Here is a 16,525-nt window from a genome sequence, read left to right as displayed (position 1 = left end):
TGACAAAACGGGCAGGATTGCTACCACTGGGTACAGTCTAATCGCTTTTGTGCCGCGGGTGGACTATATAGGGTTCGTGCCTCGGGCGACTCAGGAATCTCGCGGGTATCCGGCCAGAGGCCCGCTGTTCATGGATGGTGCCCCCGGCGCGATTCGAACGCGCGACCGACAGATTAGAAGGCTGTTGCTCTATCCACTGAGCTACGGGGGCCGGTGCCCCGCAGGGCAACAGGAATCATTCTAGCGATCCGTTGCTGCAGCGCCACATTCGAGCCCACATCCCCCTCACAACCGGTGGTAACACCGGGTTGGTCGCCAAGAGTCCACAGACCGGATCACGGTGGCATGGCTTCCCTGGACTCCCGGCCAGTCTGGGGAAGCGGGACTGCCTGTCCCGGTTGGAGATCAGCACTGGAGGACACCATGAAAGACGTGAACAACTTCATTACCGTGGTCGGCAATGTCGGTACCGACCCGGTGGTCCGCACGCATGCGAATGATTTTCGGGTCACCCACTTCCGGCTGGGTGCCGATATTCGGGGCAGGAACCAGCAGAGCGGGGAATGGGAGACCAAAAGCACCAACTGGTACACCATCAAGGTGTTCCACCAATTGGGTCTTAATGCCCACGCCTCGCTGCGTAAGGGACAACGGGTTTTCGTGGCCGGCTACGCCAAGGTGGACCAATACACCCGGGAGGACGGCAGTACGGGTACCGGGATTGACGTTGAAGCAGAGGTCATTGGTCACGACCTCAAATTCGGGACCACCGAGTTTTCCCGTCTGCCGCAGCTGGCCGCAGCCCGTGCCGCAGACCGGTCCGTGGAATCGGACCCACCGGTGGTGGAGGGTGAGGAAGCCGGTGGCCCGGTCGAATCGGCAGATCCTGCCGCCGGAAGATTCGGTACCGATCCGGTGTCCGGGTGGGACGAGCCGTCAGGTTCGGAAACCGAGCCGCTGGCGGGCTGATCTCTCCACGGGTGCCCTGCTCGTCGATAAGTATGGACACCGGTAGCTCACTCACCGCTTCCGACGTCCCAACAGTCTGTGGGCCTACCTCTAAATAGGGAATTGGCGGCGGGAACGACTAGCCTAGTGGGCATGGCAGAATTCATTTACACCATGACCAAGGCCCGCAAGGCCGTTGGCGACAAGGTGATCCTCGACGACGTCAGCATGTCGTTCTACCCCGGCGCGAAGATCGGTGTTGTTGGCCCGAACGGTGCTGGTAAATCGACAATCCTCAAGATTATGGCCGGCCTCGACCAGCCTTCAAACGGTGAGGCGCGCCTCAGCCCCGGATACTCGGTGGGCATTCTGCTCCAGGAGCCACCGTTGAACGAAGAGAAGACCGTCTTGGGCAACGTCCAGGAAGGTGTCGGTGAAATCTACGACAAGATCTCGCGTTTCAACGAGATCTCAGAGGAGATGGCTTCACCGGATGCCGACTTCGACGCACTGCTCGAAGAAATGGGCAAGCTGCAGGAGGCCATCGACGCCGCCGACGCCTGGGATATCGATTCCCAGCTCGAGCAGGCCATGGATGCACTGCGCTGCCCTCCGGGCGATACCGAAGTTTCCATTCTCTCCGGTGGTGAGCGCCGCCGCGTCGCCCTGTGCAAGCTGTTGTTGCAGAAGCCCGACCTGTTGCTTCTTGACGAACCGACGAACCACCTCGACGCCGAATCGGTACTCTGGCTTGAGCAGCACCTGCAGGCCTACCCGGGCGCCGTCCTGGCCGTGACCCACGACCGGTACTTCCTGGACCATGTGGCCCAGTGGATCGCCGAAGTCGACCGCGGCCAGCTCCACCCCTACGAAGGCAACTACTCGACGTACCTGGAGAAGAAGCAGGCGCGGCTGGCGGTACAGGGCAAGAAGGACCAGAAGCTTTCCAAGCGTCTGAGCGATGAACTCGAATGGGTTCGTTCCAACGCCAAGGGCCGCCAGACCAAGTCCAAGGCGCGTTTGAACCGTTACGAGGAGATGGCAGCGGAGGCCGAGCGCACCCGCAAACTGGATTTCGAGGAAATCCAGATCCCACCGGGCCCACGGCTGGGTTCGCTGGTCATCGAAGCGGACAAGATCAAGAAGGGCTTCGGGGACCGCGTGCTCATCGAAGATCTTTCCTTCACCTTGCCGCGTAACGGCATCGTCGGCGTCATCGGCCCCAACGGCGTCGGTAAATCGACCCTGTTCAAGACGATCGTGGGCATGGAGGAGATCGACGACGGGGTGCTGAAGGTTGGCGACTCCGTCAAAATCTCCTATGTTGACCAGAACCGCGGGGGGATCGACCCCGAGAAGAACCTCTGGGAAGTCGTTTCCGAGGGTAATGACTACATCCAGGTCGGCAACGTCGAAATGCCCTCACGGGCCTACGTCTCGGCCTTCGGTTTCAAGGGCCCGGACCAGCAGAAGAAGGCAGGTGTGCTCTCCGGTGGTGAGCGCAACCGGTTGAACCTGGCGCTGACTCTGAAGCAGGGCGGGAACCTGCTCCTTCTTGACGAGCCGACCAACGACCTCGATGTCGAAACGCTCTCGAGCTTGGAGAACGCCCTCCTGGAATTCCCCGGTTGCGCCGTGGTCGTCTCCCACGACCGGTGGTTCCTTGACCGGGTGGCCACCCACATCCTGTCCTATGAAGGCACGGAAGACGATCCAGCCAAATGGTACTGGTTCGAGGGCAACTTCGAAGCCTACGAAGAGAATAAGATCGAGCGGCTCGGCCCTGACGCGGCCAAGCCCCACCGTGTCACCCACCGCCGTCTGACGCGCGGCTAGGGTTTACGGATCCAAAAACGGTGCCCCCACCGGATGTTCGCATCCAGTGGGGGCACCGTTTCGTGCGGGGTGGGGAGCCTCAGCGCTTCTGTTCGTGCTTGATGGCCGCACGCATCAGCCGCGCCTGGACACCACCGATGAGTGTGGACTTGGTATCGGTGGGGACCCTGACCATGCCTTCCTGCGCGACGGTGGCAACCAGGACGCCGTCTCGGGTGAAGAATCTTCCCTGGCCCAAACCACGGGCACCGGAAGAACTGGGGCTCTCCTGGACGTAGAGCAGCCAATCGTCGACACGGACATCGCGGTGCCACCACATGGCATGGTCCAAGCTGGCCACGCTCATGCCCGGAGTGATCCACGGCAAACCATGGCGGCGCAGTACCGACTCCAATAACGTGTAGTCGCTGCCGAAAGCCAGCGCGGCCCGGTGAAGTGACTGGTCGTCGGGGAGTGTTTCATAGGACTTCATCCAGATGGCGTTCGACGCCTTCCGGGCGTCACCGGTCGGAGCTTCGAAGTACAACGGCTTGTCAATGTAGCGGATGTCGAAGGGACGCTTATACGCCCATTCCCTGGCCACCGGATGATTGATCTTACCGATGACCTCGGCGGTGGTCGGCAAGGACTCCGGTTCCGGAATGCCCTGGGGCATCTGCACCTGATGTTCGAGCCCCTCCGCGGGCTCCTGGAAGGAAGCGATCATCGACAGGATGGGCTTGCCGTTCTGGTACGCATGGACCCGCCGGGCGGAAAAGGACCGGCCGTCGCGCAGCCGCTCCACACCGAAGGTAATGGGAACCTTCACATCACCTGGACGCAAGAAGTATCCGTGCATGGAGTGGATGGGGCGTTCACCCTCGACGGTGCGCGAGGCAGCGATGACCGACTGGCCCAAGACCTGCCCGCCAAAAACTCGGTCCCGGCTCTGTGCGGGCGTGTGGCCGACGAAGATGTCCTCGTCCGTGCGGGTTTGACCGTCTCCTTCGAGAGCCAACACCCTGACCAGGGATTCGGGCACTTCATGTTCGGGCACTATTACTCCTTGGTAGGGATTGTCCTGCGCTTGAGACTATCCGTGGGCCACCTCGCCGATCAAGCGGGAAGAACCGGAAAATAGCGTGCCGACTCCGGGGGTGACAGCATGGGATCATGCTTCACGATACGCTGCCCCTCGCCGATGCCGACACGATGACCGATCTACGCACGTTCCTGGCCCGGGCCCGGACCGTCGAAGACGGACAGGTCAGGCTCCAAGCGGTCAGGACGGCGCTGGCGGTATATGTTCCGGTGCTGGCCCAGGAAGCCATTGCCGCGGTGACTCCCACGGTGCTCGGGCTGCGCGTGGCCCAATTAGCCACCCCGGAAGCAGACGGCTTCGAAGCCGTCTATGAGCTCGGTGCCCTGACCGACCGGCTGGCCCGGGTGGAGGAGTCAGAGACGATCCTGGCCCTGCCACCAGCAGAATCCAGGGCAGCATGGGCCGGCATCACCCCACCCTTAACGGGGTGGGAGGAACGGGGAGCCTACGACGACGACGAGCTCCGCCGGCAGGCCGAAGCCGGGATGCGCTCGGTGGCCGAGGCGGTACCGACCAGCGTGGGCCGCCCGGTCCTCGATACGGTGCGCGGGAGAATCTGGTCGGCACCGGTCACCGGCACCGGCCCCACGGAGATCGAACTGCCCCTGGGGGCTGCTTTCGCCGCTCATACGTTGGGCTTCCTGCGCCCCGGGGGCAGTAGCCGGCTCTTCGGGCAAGGTCGCTGGCTGCGCCTGTCCTCCTCCGGGGGCCACACCCTCATCCGTCACGCAGCACAGCTGTTGTAGGGCTAGTCGCCCTGTTCGGTGCCTCCACGGGCCCCTCACAGGGCTGGTATTTCGGGGAATCCGTGGGGTGCCTTCGATAGAGTCGAAGACATGTTCGAATCAACGAGGCCCCCAGAAACCCCGGCAGCAGTACCTGCCATCGGGGCACTGGCCTCGTTCCTGGACCTGCTGCCCGCTCTGGACACGACCGAACTGAACGAAGGCGCACTGATCGATGTCCTGGCCGGCGCCGAGGCCACCAAGAATGCCCTCTCCGCCCTTCAAGCCCGGGCTGCAGTGGCCCTGGATACGGTAGTTCGCACCCGCCACGCGGCCGAAGGAATCCCCCGCGAGAAGGCCGGTGCCGGGATCCATACCCAAGTCGCGTTGGCCCGCTCGGAGTCACCTCATATGGGGCACCGGTTGGTGGGGATGGCTCAGGCCGTGGTGAATGAGATGCCCCATACCCACCAGGCGTTGGCTACCGGCCGGCTCAGTGAATGGCGGGCGACGTTGCTCGTGAAAGAAACCGCCTGCCTCAGTGTTGAACAACGCCGCCAGGTCGATGAGCAACTCCTGGCTGATCCCTCGGTCCTCGAGGGTGTCGGGACCCGGGCGCTGGTGGCCCGGGCCAAGAAATTGGCGTACGCGGTCTCCCCGTCGGCGGTGGTGGATCGGGCGCGTCGGGCGGTGAACGACCGCAGGGTCTCCCTGCGGCCGGCCCCGGATACCATGTCGATCCTTTCGGGGTTGCTACCGGTGGCTCAAGGCGTTTCCGTGCTCAAGGCCCTGACCGGGGAGGCTGACCGGTTGGTGGGTATCGGGGACGGGCGGACCCGGGGGCAGATCATGGCCGATACCCTGGTCGAACGCCTGACCGGTCAGGCCACGGCGGCTGCGGTGCCGGTGGCGATCCAGTTGGTTATGACCGACCGGGCCCTGTTCCACGGTGAGGGTGAACCGGCGTTCCTTCCCGGGTACGGGGTGATCCCGGCCCAGATCGCCCGGGATCTGATCCGTCGAGCCGGCGGACTCCGTGCCCACGGGACCCGTACCGAAGATTCCCGTGCCCCAGGCTCCGATGCCGGCGGGACTGATGATCTTCCCGCGCCGGAACAGTTGGCGTGGATCCGACGGTTATATACGGCCCCGGAGACCGGGGACCTGGTCGCCATGGACTCGCGGGCACGGATCTTCCCTGCGGGGTTGGCTCGTTTCATCGAGACGCGTGACCAATGTTGTCGTAGCCCGTGGTGTGATGCCCCGGTCCGTCATCACGACCACGTGTTGGGGTGGGCTGCCGGTGGCAAGACCACGGCAAAGAATTCCGCGGGCCTGTGTGCTGATTGCAATTACAGCAAGGAAGCGTCCGGTTGGACGACCGAAACCGTGCCCGGGGACCGGCATACCACGGTGATCACCACCCCGACCGGGCATCATTATCGGTCCCAGGCACCACCCCTACCCGGCGACACCAGCTAGCTTGACCTGGTGCGGACACGTTTCCCCAGATGGTTAACTATCGGCGGCGTTCTGTAGCGAGCGGGCCGCCCGGTCGAAGTAGTCCCAGATCGTCGCATCCTGCAGCGGTGGTAGGGCGATCCGGTCCAGGGCATGGCGCATATGGGCCAACCAGGTATCCCGGGCTGCGGTGTCCACGATGTAGGGGACGTGACGCATCCGCAGCCGGGGATGCCCGCGCAGTTGGCTGTAGGTGGTGGGCCCACCCCAATATTGTTCCAGGAACAACTGCAGTCGGATGGCTGCGGGCTTCAGATCCTCTTCCGGGTAGATCGACCGGAACTCGGCATCGTTGGCGACGGACTCGTAGAAGTACTCGGTCAGCTGCTGGAAGGTCTTCGAGCCGCCGACCTCGGCGTAGAAGGTCCCCAGATAGGGGGAGAGGTCCTCATGATCGCCCACGTCTGCGGATGCCGGGGTGGTTCCGCCGAACCGGTCGGTGCTCTGCCCGGAGGCATCGGTGTTCTCCGGATGCCCGCCCGGGGCGCCGGGGGATACCGAGGGGGAGGACAGCGGGCGTGCCTGTCCGACATGGATGCCCAAGGATTCCCCTCCGGGCAAACGGATGGGCCCGTCTTGCTGGTTTTGTTGGTCGCTCACGAGTCGTTTCCTTCCACGGCTGGCACGGTCCAGCCTTCTCCACACTATCGAATGCGCAGGTGCTTCACTGCTTCGCGTTGGCTCAGGCCCGAGAGCTCAGAGTGATGGCTGGCAACGAAGGAGCGGACCCAGATTGGATCGGTTTTGGCGTATTCGCGTAAAGCCCAACCAATCGCTTTGCGGAGGAAGAAATCCTGTTCGGCCATATTCGGGTAGATGGCAGCTTCCAGCAGGCCGACGTCGGTGTCTTCCTTCGAACTGAGCTGGGTGATGATGGCTATTCGACGTCTCCAATGGTTCGGATCCACCGCCCAGCGACGCAAGAGCGGATCCATCTGCTCGCGATGGTGGGCGAGCAGATGGGCGAACCTGCGGTGGCAATTATCGACGATGTCCCACCAGGCCCCGTCAACGACCATGTCTTCGAACAGGTCCAGGAACTCGAGCCGGCCCCTGCAGGGCCGGTAACCGGTGAGTTGTTGGGCGGCATACCATTGCTCGCGGCACTGGGCACCGTCCCACAACTTCCTGGCCTCGTCGAGTAGATCCTCCCAGCGGCCGACCCCCGTTTCGCGGACCGCCTCACGGACGATCCGCTGGACCGTGGGGGCCCGGACGCCGAAGAAGTCCATCTCGGTCTTCAGATAGCGCTGCATGGCTCCCGCCGCGGTCGGATCGGCGACGGCCGCCAACCGCGAGGTGATCAACTGCCCGAGTTCACCTGCCATGACTAGGATGCGACGGGTCGGTTGAGGACCGGGAAGTTCACCGAGCGGGCGATGAAGCACAGCTGGTGGGCCCGTTCGTGGAGGGAATCGGCGAGGCCACGTTGGGACTCATCGGCCAACACGACGCGCGGACTCAGGAGGGCTTCAGTGAATTCGCCGCTCCCGTCACGGTTCAAGCGCAGGGTTCCGGCGGCGGAGTCCGTGTATCCGGTGACGTGGACCCCATATTTCACCGCCACATGGAAATAGGACAACATATGGCATTGGGCGAGGGCACCCAGCAGGAGTTGCTCGGGGTTCCACCGGTAGGAGTCGCCGTGGAAGGTCGGGTCCGCGGTCCCTGGCAGATCCGGTAATCCGGTTGCCCGCAAGAAATGTTCCCGGCCGTAGTCGCGATGACCGCTGGTCCCGGTGCCATGGTTGCCCGTCCACTCGACGTCGACGCGGTATTGATGCAGATTCGGGTCCATGGCACCACTGTAGGCCCGAATCCCCGGGCCTGAACCGGCTGGGTCCCGGCTCCATGTGGAGCCAGGACCCAGCCGGTTGATCCGATCAGCCGCTCAGGGACTATCCGTCCACTGCCTGCGCGGCCAGGGCCCGGACCACCGCGTCGCGGCTTTCCACCAGCATCCGGCGCAAGGCAGGGCTACCGGTACCCAGCTGATCCAAGAAGGCATCGGTGGCTGTCAACGTCGCCTCCGTCGTCTGGGCCATCGGGAACAAGCCGACGATGATCTGCTGGGCGATCTCCCAGCTCTTGGACTCCCAAACACCCTGGATGACCTGGAAGTACTTCGCGGCGAAGGGCTCCAACAGTGCTGGATCGTGGGCCTGCTTGAACCCGTTGATGGCCGAACGCTGATGGGTGTTGGAGAGCTCGCTGCCATCGATGATGGCCTCCCAGGCGGCCAGCTTCGCTTCGGCGGTGGGGATGGCTGCCCGGGCGACCTCGGCGGCCAGCCGGCCGTTGGCCGTATCGTCGGTGGCCAGTTCGGCCTCGATATCGGCTGCGCCGGCTCGCCCGCCGGCGACCAAGACGGTGAGCAGATGCCAGCGCAGGTCGGCGTCGATCTGCAGATCCTTCAGCTGCTGTTCGCCACCGAGCAGGGCAGCTACCGTATCCAACTGGTCCGCGGTCCGTGAGCGTGAGGCCGCGGCCTTCACGAATTGGAGCTGCTTATCCGAGCCGGCCTCCGCGCTGCGGGCCAACTCCCAGAGCTGATCGGCTGCCTGCTCACCCATCCGCTGGCGATCCTCGGCGCGCACGTAGTAGTCCACAACGGTGTTCAGCTGGCCCAAGATGACCAGGACCACCGAAGAGTCGGATTCGTGGCCAATATTGCGCAGCACCAGTTCGACGAATTCGCGGGCCGGTGTTTCGGCGTCGCGGGCGGCATCCCACGCCGAACCCCAGACCAGGGTGCGGGGCAGCGAAGCCTCGAAATCCTTCAGATGCTTCATCGCCACCTGGAGTGAGGCGGGATCCAGACGGATCTTCGCATAGGCCAGGTCGTCGTCGTTCACCAGCACCAGGTCGGGGCGCTTCCTGCCCACGAAGGCCTCGACCTCGGTGCGCTCACCTGCGACATCGAGTTCCTGACGGTGGGTGCGGACCAGCTTTCCGACTTCGTTCAGGTCATAGAAGCCCACTGCTGCCCGGTGCGGACGGATGGTGGGGTAATCCGCCGGGGCCGACTGGACGACGGCGAAGGAAGTGATCGTTCCGTCCTCGGCGGTAGCAATCTCGGCTTCGAGCTTATTGACGCCCGCCGTTTCAAGCCAGAGCCGGGTCCATTCGGAAAGGTCGCGACCACTGGAGGCCTCGAGCTCGCGCATCAGGTCGGGAAGTTCGGTGTTGGAGTAGGCATGTTTGGAGAAGTATTCGCGGACCCCCGCCATGAATTCCTTCTGTCCGACCCAGGCCACCAGCTGGCGCAGCACCGAGGCGCCCTTGGCATAGGTAATGCCGTCGAAGTTGACCTGTACGTCCTCCAGATCCTTGATTTCGGCCTTGATCGGGTGTGTTGAGGGCAGCTGGTCCTGGCGGTAGGCCCAGGACTTTTCCATGGAGGAGAACGTGGTCCAGGCCTGGCTGAACTCGGTGTTCTCCGCGGCGGCCAGCGCCGACATGAATTCGGCGAAGGACTCGTTGAGCCAGAGGTCGTTCCACCAGCGCATGGTCACCAGGTCCCCGAACCACATATGGGCCAGTTCGTGCAGGATGGTGATCGCCCGGCGTTCAACCATGGCATCGGTGGGACGGGACCTGAAGACATAGGACTCCAGGAAGGTGACGGCCCCGGCGTTTTCCATGGCCCCGGCGTTGAACTCCGGGACAAAGAGCTGGTCGTACTTCTCGAACGGGTAGGGCGTGCCGAACTGCTCCTCGTAGAACTCGAAGCCCTGGCGGGTCAGCGTGAAGATGTTCTCAGCATCCAGGTGCTCCATGATCGATTTGCGCGCGAAAACGCCCAACGGGATGGTCCGCCCATCGGAACTGGTCAGCTCGCTGCGCACCGCCTCATAGGGGCCGGCAATAAGGGCGGTGATATAGGAGGAGATCCGCGCGGTGGGGGAGAACGCCCAGGTGGCCTTTCCCTGGCCTGCGGGAGTCGGAGCCGGGGTGGGGGAGTTGGAGATGAGGTCCCAGTAGTCGGGGGCGGTGACGGTGAAGGAGAAGGCTGCCTTCAGGTCGGGCTGCTCAAAAGCGGCGAACATCCGTCGTGAATCGGGGACCTCGAACTGGGAGTAGAGGTAGACCTCATCATCCACCGGGTCCACGAAACGGTGCAGGCCTTCGCCGGTATTCATATAGAGGGCGTCGGCGACGATGCGCAGCTCATTGCGGGCAGCGAGCTGCGGTAACTGGATGCGTACGCCGTCGCTGACCTGGCTCGGATCCAGTTCCACCCCGTTGAGGGTGACCGAATGGACGGTATCGGTGACCGCATCGATGAACGTGCTGGCTCCGGCGGTGGCCTCGAAGCTCACGGTTGTGGTGGAACCGAACACCTTCTCTCCGCGGGTGAGGTCCAGCTCGATGTCGTAGGTTTCGACGTTGACTAGCCCGGCGCGTTCACGCGCTTCGTCGCGGGTGAGATTCAATCCTGGCACGGTGATGCCTCCCTGTGGTCTTTCGCGGTTGATGGCGGTCCAGAGAGCGCGGATATCTGAAGCGATTCCTGAACATTACGGATATTGTCTCACTTAAACGGCGCGATGGCGCTACCTGGCGGAAGGAAATACCGGCAGTGTGTTCCGGGGCCCGTGTCCGGGCCCGCGGGCGCCGGATAGGATCGGTTCACGGGATCCGTCCCGCCACACCGCCTCGATGACCAGGAGAAGCACCGTGAACCAGACCCATGTCTACGTTGGCTGCGCGAAGGCCGGAACCGTCGAGACCTTCGCCTTCGAGCCCGCAACAGGAACCTTGAGCCCCGCCGGCGAACCGGTTGGCGTGGAGGGGGTCCGCTCTTTGGCCTCGAGCCGGGAATGCGGATTGCTCTATGCCGGGGCCTCCAGCAAACCGCCGATGCTGAACGTCCTGGACATCGACGGCTCCACCGGCCGACTGAGCAACGCCGCCAGGGTCCAGCTGGCCGATAACACGGCCTATATCAGTCTGGATGCCGACGGTCGGACGGTCCGCAGCGCTTCCTACCACCATGACGCGGTGAACTCAGTGCCGCTCGACGCCGACGGCCTGCCGACCGGTGATGCCCTGCGGGCGCCCAGCCCGGGGGAAAAAGCCCACAGCGTCCGTACGAGCCCCGATGGCCGCTACGTTTATGCTGCCTCGCTGGGCAGCGACCGTGTGGTCTGGTATTCCACCCAGACAGGGGAACTGACGCTGGCCGGGTCCCTCGATGCCCCGACCGGCTCGGGGCCGCGACACCTCCTCTTCAACGCCGACGCATCCCGGGTCTACGTCATCCATGAGATGTCCGGGGAAGTTGCCGCCCACGAACGGGATCCAGATACCGGGGCCCTCACCGAAATCCAGCGCATTGACACCGTCCCCGCCTCCCTGGGCCTCGTCCCCGGCTTCGCCCGCCATCCAGGAGGCCCGGTGCCCGGTCCCGACGCCATCTGGTGCGCCGATATCCGCATCGGGGGCCGGGGAAAATTCCTTTTCACCACCGAACGCTCAACCTCGACGGTTTCCACGTTCGCCATAGACCCCGATACCGGCAGGCTGGACTATCTGCGCACCACTGACACCGAAGAACAACCCCGCGGGGCCTGCGTGGATGCGGACGGGGAATACCTCTTTGTCTGCGGGGAACGTTCGGGCCACCTGAGCGCCTACAGCATTTCCCCGCACGACGGAACACTCACGGCCACCGGACGGGCAGCCACCGGTGAGGGGCCCCTGTGGATCGAGGTCGTCGCCCCCTTGTAGGCTAGGAAACGTTCCCCTCCCACGGATGACCCGAAGGACATCATGCGCGTTCATATTGCCACCGACCATGCCGGACTCGAACTCAGCGCCCACCTGGTGGCGCATCTGCGCGGCGCCGGCCACGACGTCGTGGACCATGGCCCGACCTCCTACGATGCCGAGGACGACTACCCGGGATTCTGCATTAACGCCGCCGAAGCCGTCGCCGCCGAACAGGCCCGCGGACTGGATGCCTTGGGGATCGTGCTGGGAGGTTCGGGCAACGGCGAACAGATCGCCGCTAATAAGGTCAAGGGCATCCGCGCCGCCTTGGCCTGGAATCTGGACACCGCCCGACTAGCCCGCCAACACAACAACGCCAATATTGTTGCCGTGGGTGGGCGCCAGCACAGTATCGAAGAGGCCACTGGCCTGATCGACGCCTTCCTGGCTGAACCGTTCAGCGAAGCAGAACGCCATATTCGTCGAATCCAGCAGATCGGTGCCTACGAAACCACCGGCCAACTCGAGGACTAGGGTGCCCGAGGGCCACTCCGTCCACCGGCTTGCCCGCCAACTGGACGATGTTTTCGCCGGAGAAGTACTGCGGGTGTCCAGCCCGCAAGGAAGATTCACGGCAGGGGCCGCACTGCTAGACGGGCGTGAGCTCCTGGAGGCCACGGCCCACGGCAAGCAGCTGTTCGTCCGCTTCGCTGGCGAACAGATTCTGCGGGTCCATCTGGGGCTCTACGGTGCCTTCGGCTTCGGGGGAGACGAGAGTTTCCGGGGCGCTTCGAGCATCGGTGCCCCCCGACGCATCGGCGAGAAGGAGGCCTACGACGACGGGACTCCCGTCGCCTACGACGGACCTCCTGAACCGGTGGGCCAAGTCAGAATGCGTCTGGTCTCCGAACACGGTTGGGCCGACCTGCGCGGCCCCTCGGTCTGCGAGGTGCTGACCGTGCCGGAGGCCGAAGCGGTTCGGGGGCGGTTGGGACCCGACCCGTTGGGGGCTGATACCGCTACCGGTGAAGAGGAATTCCTCCGACGGATCGGGGCCACCGGTACCGTGATCGCGGCCGCGCTGATGAACCAGGCCCTGATTGCGGGGGTCGGAAATATCTACCGGGCCGAAGCACTCTTCCGTGCAGGACTCGATCCGTGGACGCGAGGCCGCGACCTGCCGGTACCGGTGGTGCGCCGGTTGTGGCAGGATATCTGCGTGCTCATGGCCGATGGGGTCCGCGATGGCCGCATCATCACCACCCGGGCCCCAGACCGTGCCGACCCCGAGGCCCCGGTCTGGCCCGATCATGCCTACTACACCTACCAACGCCAGGGGCAGCCCTGTCTGATCTGCCGGACGCCGATCGGACTGGCCGAGCTGGCGGCGCGCAAACTCTATTGGTGTCCTGCCTGCCAGCCCCGCACGGGTCGGTCGGCCTAGCGACCCTGGTTCCGGCCTCGGACCGGCGTGTCCTGTTCGAAGGCGGCGATCAGTGCTTCGAACTCCGGAGCGTCTTGAGCCCGGTGACCACTTCCTGGCAGGATGCGATGGTCGGCCCCGTGCTGGGTCAAAACCGCGGCGATTGCCTCATACTGTTCGTTCCAGCCGCCGGTGAGCACCAGGGTGGGCAGGGTCGCGATCAGATCCGGCGTGATGTTGTGACCCCATGGTGCCGGTTGGGTGCTGAACCGCCGGGCGTGGGGTTCATCCTGCTGCCAATCCTCCACCAGGGCGCGGCCGCCAAACATGAACGGTTTGACCAGTGCCCAACAACCGAAAAGGTCACCGTCGGCGGCCTTCTGCCGGGCCCGGGTCATCACCGCGATGTGCTCTTCCACCGCCGGAACGCCCCTGACGATGTCGAAGAGCGCCGGCTCCAGCAGGACCAGCCGTGCCGGCTGCAGGTGCCCCGCGGCGATTGCCAGCAACGCAGGAATCGCGCCCAAGGAGTGGGCAATGACGGTGACCGGCTCAGCCGTCGTCAGATTTCCCACCGTGGCGGCCCGGGCCTCCACAGGGGACTCCATGGGGAAGGAGACGTACAGTCCCTCTTCATCGGTGGATTGGGGCCAGGCGGCCCTGCCGGTGCGGTTGGCTCCCGGAACGTAGATGCGCATAGCCGGACACTAGCAGCCGGTTCCGCACCCCCTTAACGACGAAGGGCCGCCCTAAGGCGGCCCAACGTTTGCGGAGGGGATGACGGGAATCGAACCCGCGTCATCAGTTTGGAAGACTGAGGCTTTACCATTAAGCTACATCCCCGCAAAGACGGGCCTTGCGGCCCGTTGCTTGGACAACATTAGCAGTGGGTTCGGAGCACTGCAAAATTGACGCTCGTCCTCGTGCGGCGCATGCTCGGAAGGTCGGTATCCGACGTCGTGACGAAGCCCCGGGCAGCGGGGCATGGGGGTGGAAGATGGCTGGACCCAGGAAAGTACCGGATGTGCGGATCCTGCAAGGACTCAGCGAGCTGGGACTGACCAACGAGCAGATCGCCGAGCGCTACGGGGTCACCGCAGCCGGCGTCCAACGGGCCCTGAATCGTGGGAAGGCCCGTGCGGGGCGGCCTTCCTACCGTGACGTCCTGCCCTGGGCCATCGAAACCGAGCACCACCGCAGCTCCGTCATGGCCCATGTGCGGGTCCTGCTGCGGCAGCGAGCGGGACAGGAGGTTCCGGTCGAGGAGGTCCAGGCCCTGCACGCGTGGCTGGATTGGGTGCAACGGCGAGGACTGGTGCTGAACTACCATCCGGAAGCCCCGCCGAATCGTGCATCGGCCGTCGGCGGCTTCTACTACATGGACCGCTTGCCCAGCGACGAATGGATCATTCGTCGGCCGGTCCCCGACATCGCCGAGGGCTTCTAGGGCCGGGCCCGCGCCATGCCGGGAAGCGGTGCCTGTCAGCAATTAGTTGTTCCGCGAGGATTCTGCGTAAACTAGCCTCTGCACCAATCGGGGTGTAGCTCAGCTTGGTAGAGCGCGCGCTTTGGGAGCGTGAGGTCGCAGGTTCAACTCCTGTCACCCCGACTCTGAACTTTCAGTCCCGTCAGCTCCACAACGGGGACGAGTGTGCAGTGTCTTTATAGCCCAGATCATTCAGGAGAGCTACGTAGTGAAGAGCGCCGTCGAAAACCTCACGCCCACCCGGGTCAAGCTCAATGTCGAGGTTCCCCTCACCGAATTGCAGCCGAACATCGACGCGGCCTACAAGTCCATCGCGGAGCAGATCAATGTTCCCGGCTTCCGCAAGGGCAAGGTCCCGAACCGCCTGATCGACCAGCGTGTCGGCCGCGGCTATGTGCTGGAGACGGCTATCAACGACGGGCTCAACGAGTTCTACCAGGAAGCGGTCCGTGAGACGGAGATCGTCCCGCTGTCCCGCCCCGAGGTTGAGATCACCGAGGTCCCGGAGCCGACGGCCACCGAGGGCAACCTGGTCTTTGATGTCCAGGTGGACATCCGCCCGAAGATCGAACTGCCGGAGTACTCGGGCCTGGAGGTCCAGGTCGACGCCGTCGAAGCCACCGAGGCCGACGTCGAGACCGCCATGGACGAACTGCGTGGACGCTTCGGCACCCTGAAGAACGTCGACCGTCCCGCGGCCGACCAGGACTTCATCACCTTGGACCTCACCGCAACGGTGGAGGGCAATGAGGTCGACGCAGCCACCGATCTGTCCTACCAGGTCGGCTCGGGCACCATGCTCGATGGCCTCGACGAAGCAGTCACCGGCCTGTCCGCCGATGAGGATGCCACCTTCGAGACCAAGCTGGCCGGCGGCGAGCACGCCGGGGAAACCGCACAGGTCAAGGTCGTGATCAAGGCCGTCAAGGAGCGCGAGCTCCCGACCGCAGATGACGAGTTCGCCCAGCTGGCTTCCGAATTCGACACCATCGACGAACTGCGCGAGGACCTGACCCAGAAGGCTGCCGAGTCCAAGCTCGTCGATCAGGGAGTACAGGCCCGCGACAAGGTCATGGACAAGCTCACCGAGCTGGTCCCCGTTCCGGTTCCCGAGTCCGTGATCAACGAACAGGTTGAGCAGCACTTCGCCCAGGGCGGCGAGAACCCCGGTGAAGAGCACGACACCGAGGAGCACCGCGCCGAGGTCAAGACCAACACGGAGCGCGCCTTCCAGAACGAGGTCATCCTCGACGAGATCGCCGAAAAGGAAGAGGTAGGCGTCGAGCAGTCAGAGCTCATCGACTACATCGTCCAGAGCTCCAGCCAGTACGGCATGGATCCGAACCAGTTCGCCCAGATGCTCGACAGTGCCGGCCAGGTGCCGATGATGATCGGTGAGGTCCGCCGCCGCAAGGCGCTGGCCAAGGTCCTGGAGCTGGCCAAGGTCACCGATACCGATGGCAAGGACGTCGACCTGACGGACTTCGTCCGGCCCGCCGGCGAAGAAGACGACGAGTCCTCGGATTCTTCCGCCTCCTCGGCATCGTCAGCTTCGGCCGACTCAGCAGAGTCCGCCAAGTAACCACCGCGATGTAGAGCCGCCGATGAGCGGCCTCGGCGGGACTGCCCGAAAGGGTGGTCCCGCCGTCGTATTTTAAGCCGAAAGCACCTGCAGTTAAGCCACGGGCGATGGGCCCGTCACAGGGGTATGCGCCATCAGCGAACAGCGAATGATCGCGGGCGCGGCGCGCGTTGTGACTGCAGTAGTGTCAAGGAAAGCAAGCGCTACC

15 protein-coding genes and 3 tRNA genes are annotated in these 16,525 nt (G+C 64.1%); 10 read left to right on the top strand and 8 right to left on the bottom strand.

The genetic code is table 11. The features are described 5' to 3' along the window. Window positions 1-135 precede the first annotated feature (135 nt). A tRNA-Arg gene (locus tag AC3ZI9_RS08375) sits at window positions 136-211 on the bottom strand. A gap of 212 nt (window positions 212-423) precedes the next feature. On the opposite strand from AC3ZI9_RS08375, the gene AC3ZI9_RS08370 reads away from it, so the two are divergent. Then, entirely contained in the window at window positions 424-969 is a 546-nt protein-coding gene (locus AC3ZI9_RS08370; protein WP_441392108.1) for a single-stranded DNA-binding protein, read from the top strand. A 132-nt stretch (window positions 970-1,101) separates the two neighbouring features. Beyond that, on the top strand, window positions 1,102-2,784 hold the full coding sequence (gene ettA, locus AC3ZI9_RS08365; protein ID WP_086998166.1) for an energy-dependent translational throttle protein EttA: 1,683 nt from the start codon (window positions 1,102-1,104) through the stop codon (window positions 2,782-2,784). A 79-nt stretch (window positions 2,785-2,863) separates the two neighbouring features. Here ettA and AC3ZI9_RS08360 read toward each other — a convergent pair whose 3' ends face one another. Next, window positions 2,864-3,820: an acyl-CoA thioesterase gene (locus AC3ZI9_RS08360; protein WP_443411265.1), complete on the bottom strand. Its 957-nt coding sequence runs from the start codon at window positions 3,818-3,820 to the stop codon at window positions 2,864-2,866. A gap of 116 nt (window positions 3,821-3,936) precedes the next feature. On the opposite strand from AC3ZI9_RS08360, the gene AC3ZI9_RS08355 reads away from it, so the two are divergent. Continuing rightward, a complete protein-coding gene (locus AC3ZI9_RS08355; protein ID WP_443348770.1) occupies window positions 3,937-4,611 on the top strand; it encodes a DUF8185 domain-containing protein in 675 nt (224 codons plus the stop codon). A 90-nt stretch (window positions 4,612-4,701) separates the two neighbouring features. Then, on the top strand, window positions 4,702-6,072 hold the full coding sequence (locus tag AC3ZI9_RS08350) for an HNH endonuclease (protein ID WP_489923435.1): 1,371 nt from the start codon (window positions 4,702-4,704) through the stop codon (window positions 6,070-6,072). A gap of 33 nt (window positions 6,073-6,105) precedes the next feature. On the opposite strand, the gene AC3ZI9_RS08345 is transcribed toward AC3ZI9_RS08350, so the two are convergent. From AC3ZI9_RS08345 to pepN, 4 genes are all read right to left on the bottom strand, one after another. Next, the gene (locus AC3ZI9_RS08345) at window positions 6,106-6,711 is read right to left on the bottom strand and encodes a globin (RefSeq protein ID WP_443348774.1); all 606 of its coding nucleotides are present in this window, start codon (window positions 6,709-6,711) and stop codon (window positions 6,106-6,108) included. Between the two features lie 44 nt (window positions 6,712-6,755). After that, window positions 6,756-7,439 (bottom strand): DNA alkylation repair protein, encoded by a 684-nt coding sequence (locus AC3ZI9_RS08340; RefSeq protein ID WP_443427590.1) that lies wholly within the window; start codon window positions 7,437-7,439, stop codon window positions 6,756-6,758. 2 nt (window positions 7,440-7,441) lie between these two features. Continuing rightward, window positions 7,442-7,909: an OsmC family protein gene (locus tag AC3ZI9_RS08335; RefSeq protein WP_443384247.1), complete on the bottom strand. Its 468-nt coding sequence runs from the start codon at window positions 7,907-7,909 to the stop codon at window positions 7,442-7,444. A gap of 100 nt (window positions 7,910-8,009) precedes the next feature. Beyond that, on the bottom strand, window positions 8,010-10,556 hold the full coding sequence (gene pepN, locus AC3ZI9_RS08330; RefSeq protein WP_443427591.1) for an aminopeptidase N: 2,547 nt from the start codon (window positions 10,554-10,556) through the stop codon (window positions 8,010-8,012). A gap of 235 nt (window positions 10,557-10,791) precedes the next feature. Here pepN and AC3ZI9_RS08325 point away from each other — a divergent pair, with 235 nt between their 5' ends. Genes AC3ZI9_RS08325 through AC3ZI9_RS08315 form a run of 3 tightly spaced genes read left to right on the top strand, consistent with a single transcriptional unit; the run spans window position 10,792 to window position 13,270 of the window. Further along, entirely contained in the window at window positions 10,792-11,844 is a 1,053-nt protein-coding gene (locus AC3ZI9_RS08325) for a lactonase family protein (RefSeq protein ID WP_443384245.1), read from the top strand. A gap of 42 nt (window positions 11,845-11,886) precedes the next feature. Beyond that, the gene (locus AC3ZI9_RS08320; RefSeq protein ID WP_086998194.1) at window positions 11,887-12,360 is read left to right on the top strand and encodes a ribose-5-phosphate isomerase; all 474 of its coding nucleotides are present in this window, start codon (window positions 11,887-11,889) and stop codon (window positions 12,358-12,360) included. A 1-nt stretch (window position 12,361) separates the two neighbouring features. Beyond that, window positions 12,362-13,270, top strand: coding sequence for an Fpg/Nei family DNA glycosylase (locus tag AC3ZI9_RS08315; RefSeq protein WP_443384244.1), 909 nt, complete (start codon window positions 12,362-12,364; stop codon window positions 13,268-13,270). Here AC3ZI9_RS08315 and AC3ZI9_RS08310 read toward each other — a convergent pair. Both AC3ZI9_RS08310 and AC3ZI9_RS08305 read right to left on the bottom strand, forming a co-directional pair. Next, entirely contained in the window at window positions 13,267-13,947 is a 681-nt protein-coding gene (locus tag AC3ZI9_RS08310) for an alpha/beta hydrolase (protein ID WP_489923434.1), read from the bottom strand. The two genes, AC3ZI9_RS08315 and AC3ZI9_RS08310, sit on opposite strands and share 4 nt — an antisense overlap. Window positions 13,948-14,021: 74 nt before the next feature. Continuing rightward, window positions 14,022-14,092 (bottom strand) — tRNA-Gly (locus AC3ZI9_RS08305). A gap of 181 nt (window positions 14,093-14,273) precedes the next feature. Between AC3ZI9_RS08305 and AC3ZI9_RS08300 the strand changes: the two genes are divergently transcribed. The 3 genes from AC3ZI9_RS08300 (at window position 14,274) to tig (ending at window position 16,317) form a co-directional block, all read left to right on the top strand. Then, window positions 14,274-14,696, top strand: a complete 423-nt coding sequence (locus tag AC3ZI9_RS08300; protein WP_441392037.1) for a hypothetical protein — start codon at window positions 14,274-14,276, stop codon at window positions 14,694-14,696. 88 nt (window positions 14,697-14,784) lie between these two features. After that, window positions 14,785-14,858, top strand: a tRNA-Pro gene (locus AC3ZI9_RS08295). Between the two features lie 85 nt (window positions 14,859-14,943). After that, window positions 14,944-16,317 carry a trigger factor gene (gene tig / locus AC3ZI9_RS08290; RefSeq protein WP_443348794.1) on the top strand — a complete coding sequence of 458 codons (1,374 nt, stop codon included), beginning with the start codon at window positions 14,944-14,946 and terminating at the stop codon, window positions 16,315-16,317. Window positions 16,318-16,525 lie beyond the last annotated feature (208 nt).

The sequence above is a fragment of the Arthrobacter sp. AOP36-F1-5 genome (genome assembly GCF_058137995.1).
Note: the sequence above shows the minus strand (reverse complement) of the source record. Positions and strands in the feature narration are given on the sequence as shown.

Bases quoted from the DNA above. Each gene is read 5' to 3' on its own strand.
- AC3ZI9_RS08370 (WP_441392108.1), top strand. From the start codon at position 424: ATGAAAGACGTGAACAACTTCATTACCGTGGTCGGCAATGTCGGTACC.
- ettA (WP_086998166.1), top strand. From the start codon at position 1,102: ATGGCAGAATTCATTTACACCATGACCAAGGCCCGCAAGGCCGTTGGC.
- AC3ZI9_RS08355 (WP_443348770.1), top strand. From the start codon at position 3,937: ATGCTTCACGATACGCTGCCCCTCGCCGATGCCGACACGATGACCGAT.
- AC3ZI9_RS08350 (WP_489923435.1), top strand. From the start codon at position 4,702: ATGTTCGAATCAACGAGGCCCCCAGAAACCCCGGCAGCAGTACCTGCC.
- AC3ZI9_RS08340 (WP_443427590.1), bottom strand. From the start codon at position 7,439: ATGGCAGGTGAACTCGGGCAGTTGATCACCTCGCGGTTGGCGGCCGTC.
- AC3ZI9_RS08335 (WP_443384247.1), bottom strand. From the start codon at position 7,909: ATGGACCCGAATCTGCATCAATACCGCGTCGACGTCGAGTGGACGGGC.
- AC3ZI9_RS08320 (WP_086998194.1), top strand. From the start codon at position 11,887: ATGCGCGTTCATATTGCCACCGACCATGCCGGACTCGAACTCAGCGCC.
- AC3ZI9_RS08310 (WP_489923434.1), bottom strand. From the start codon at position 13,947: ATGCGCATCTACGTTCCGGGAGCCAACCGCACCGGCAGGGCCGCCTGG.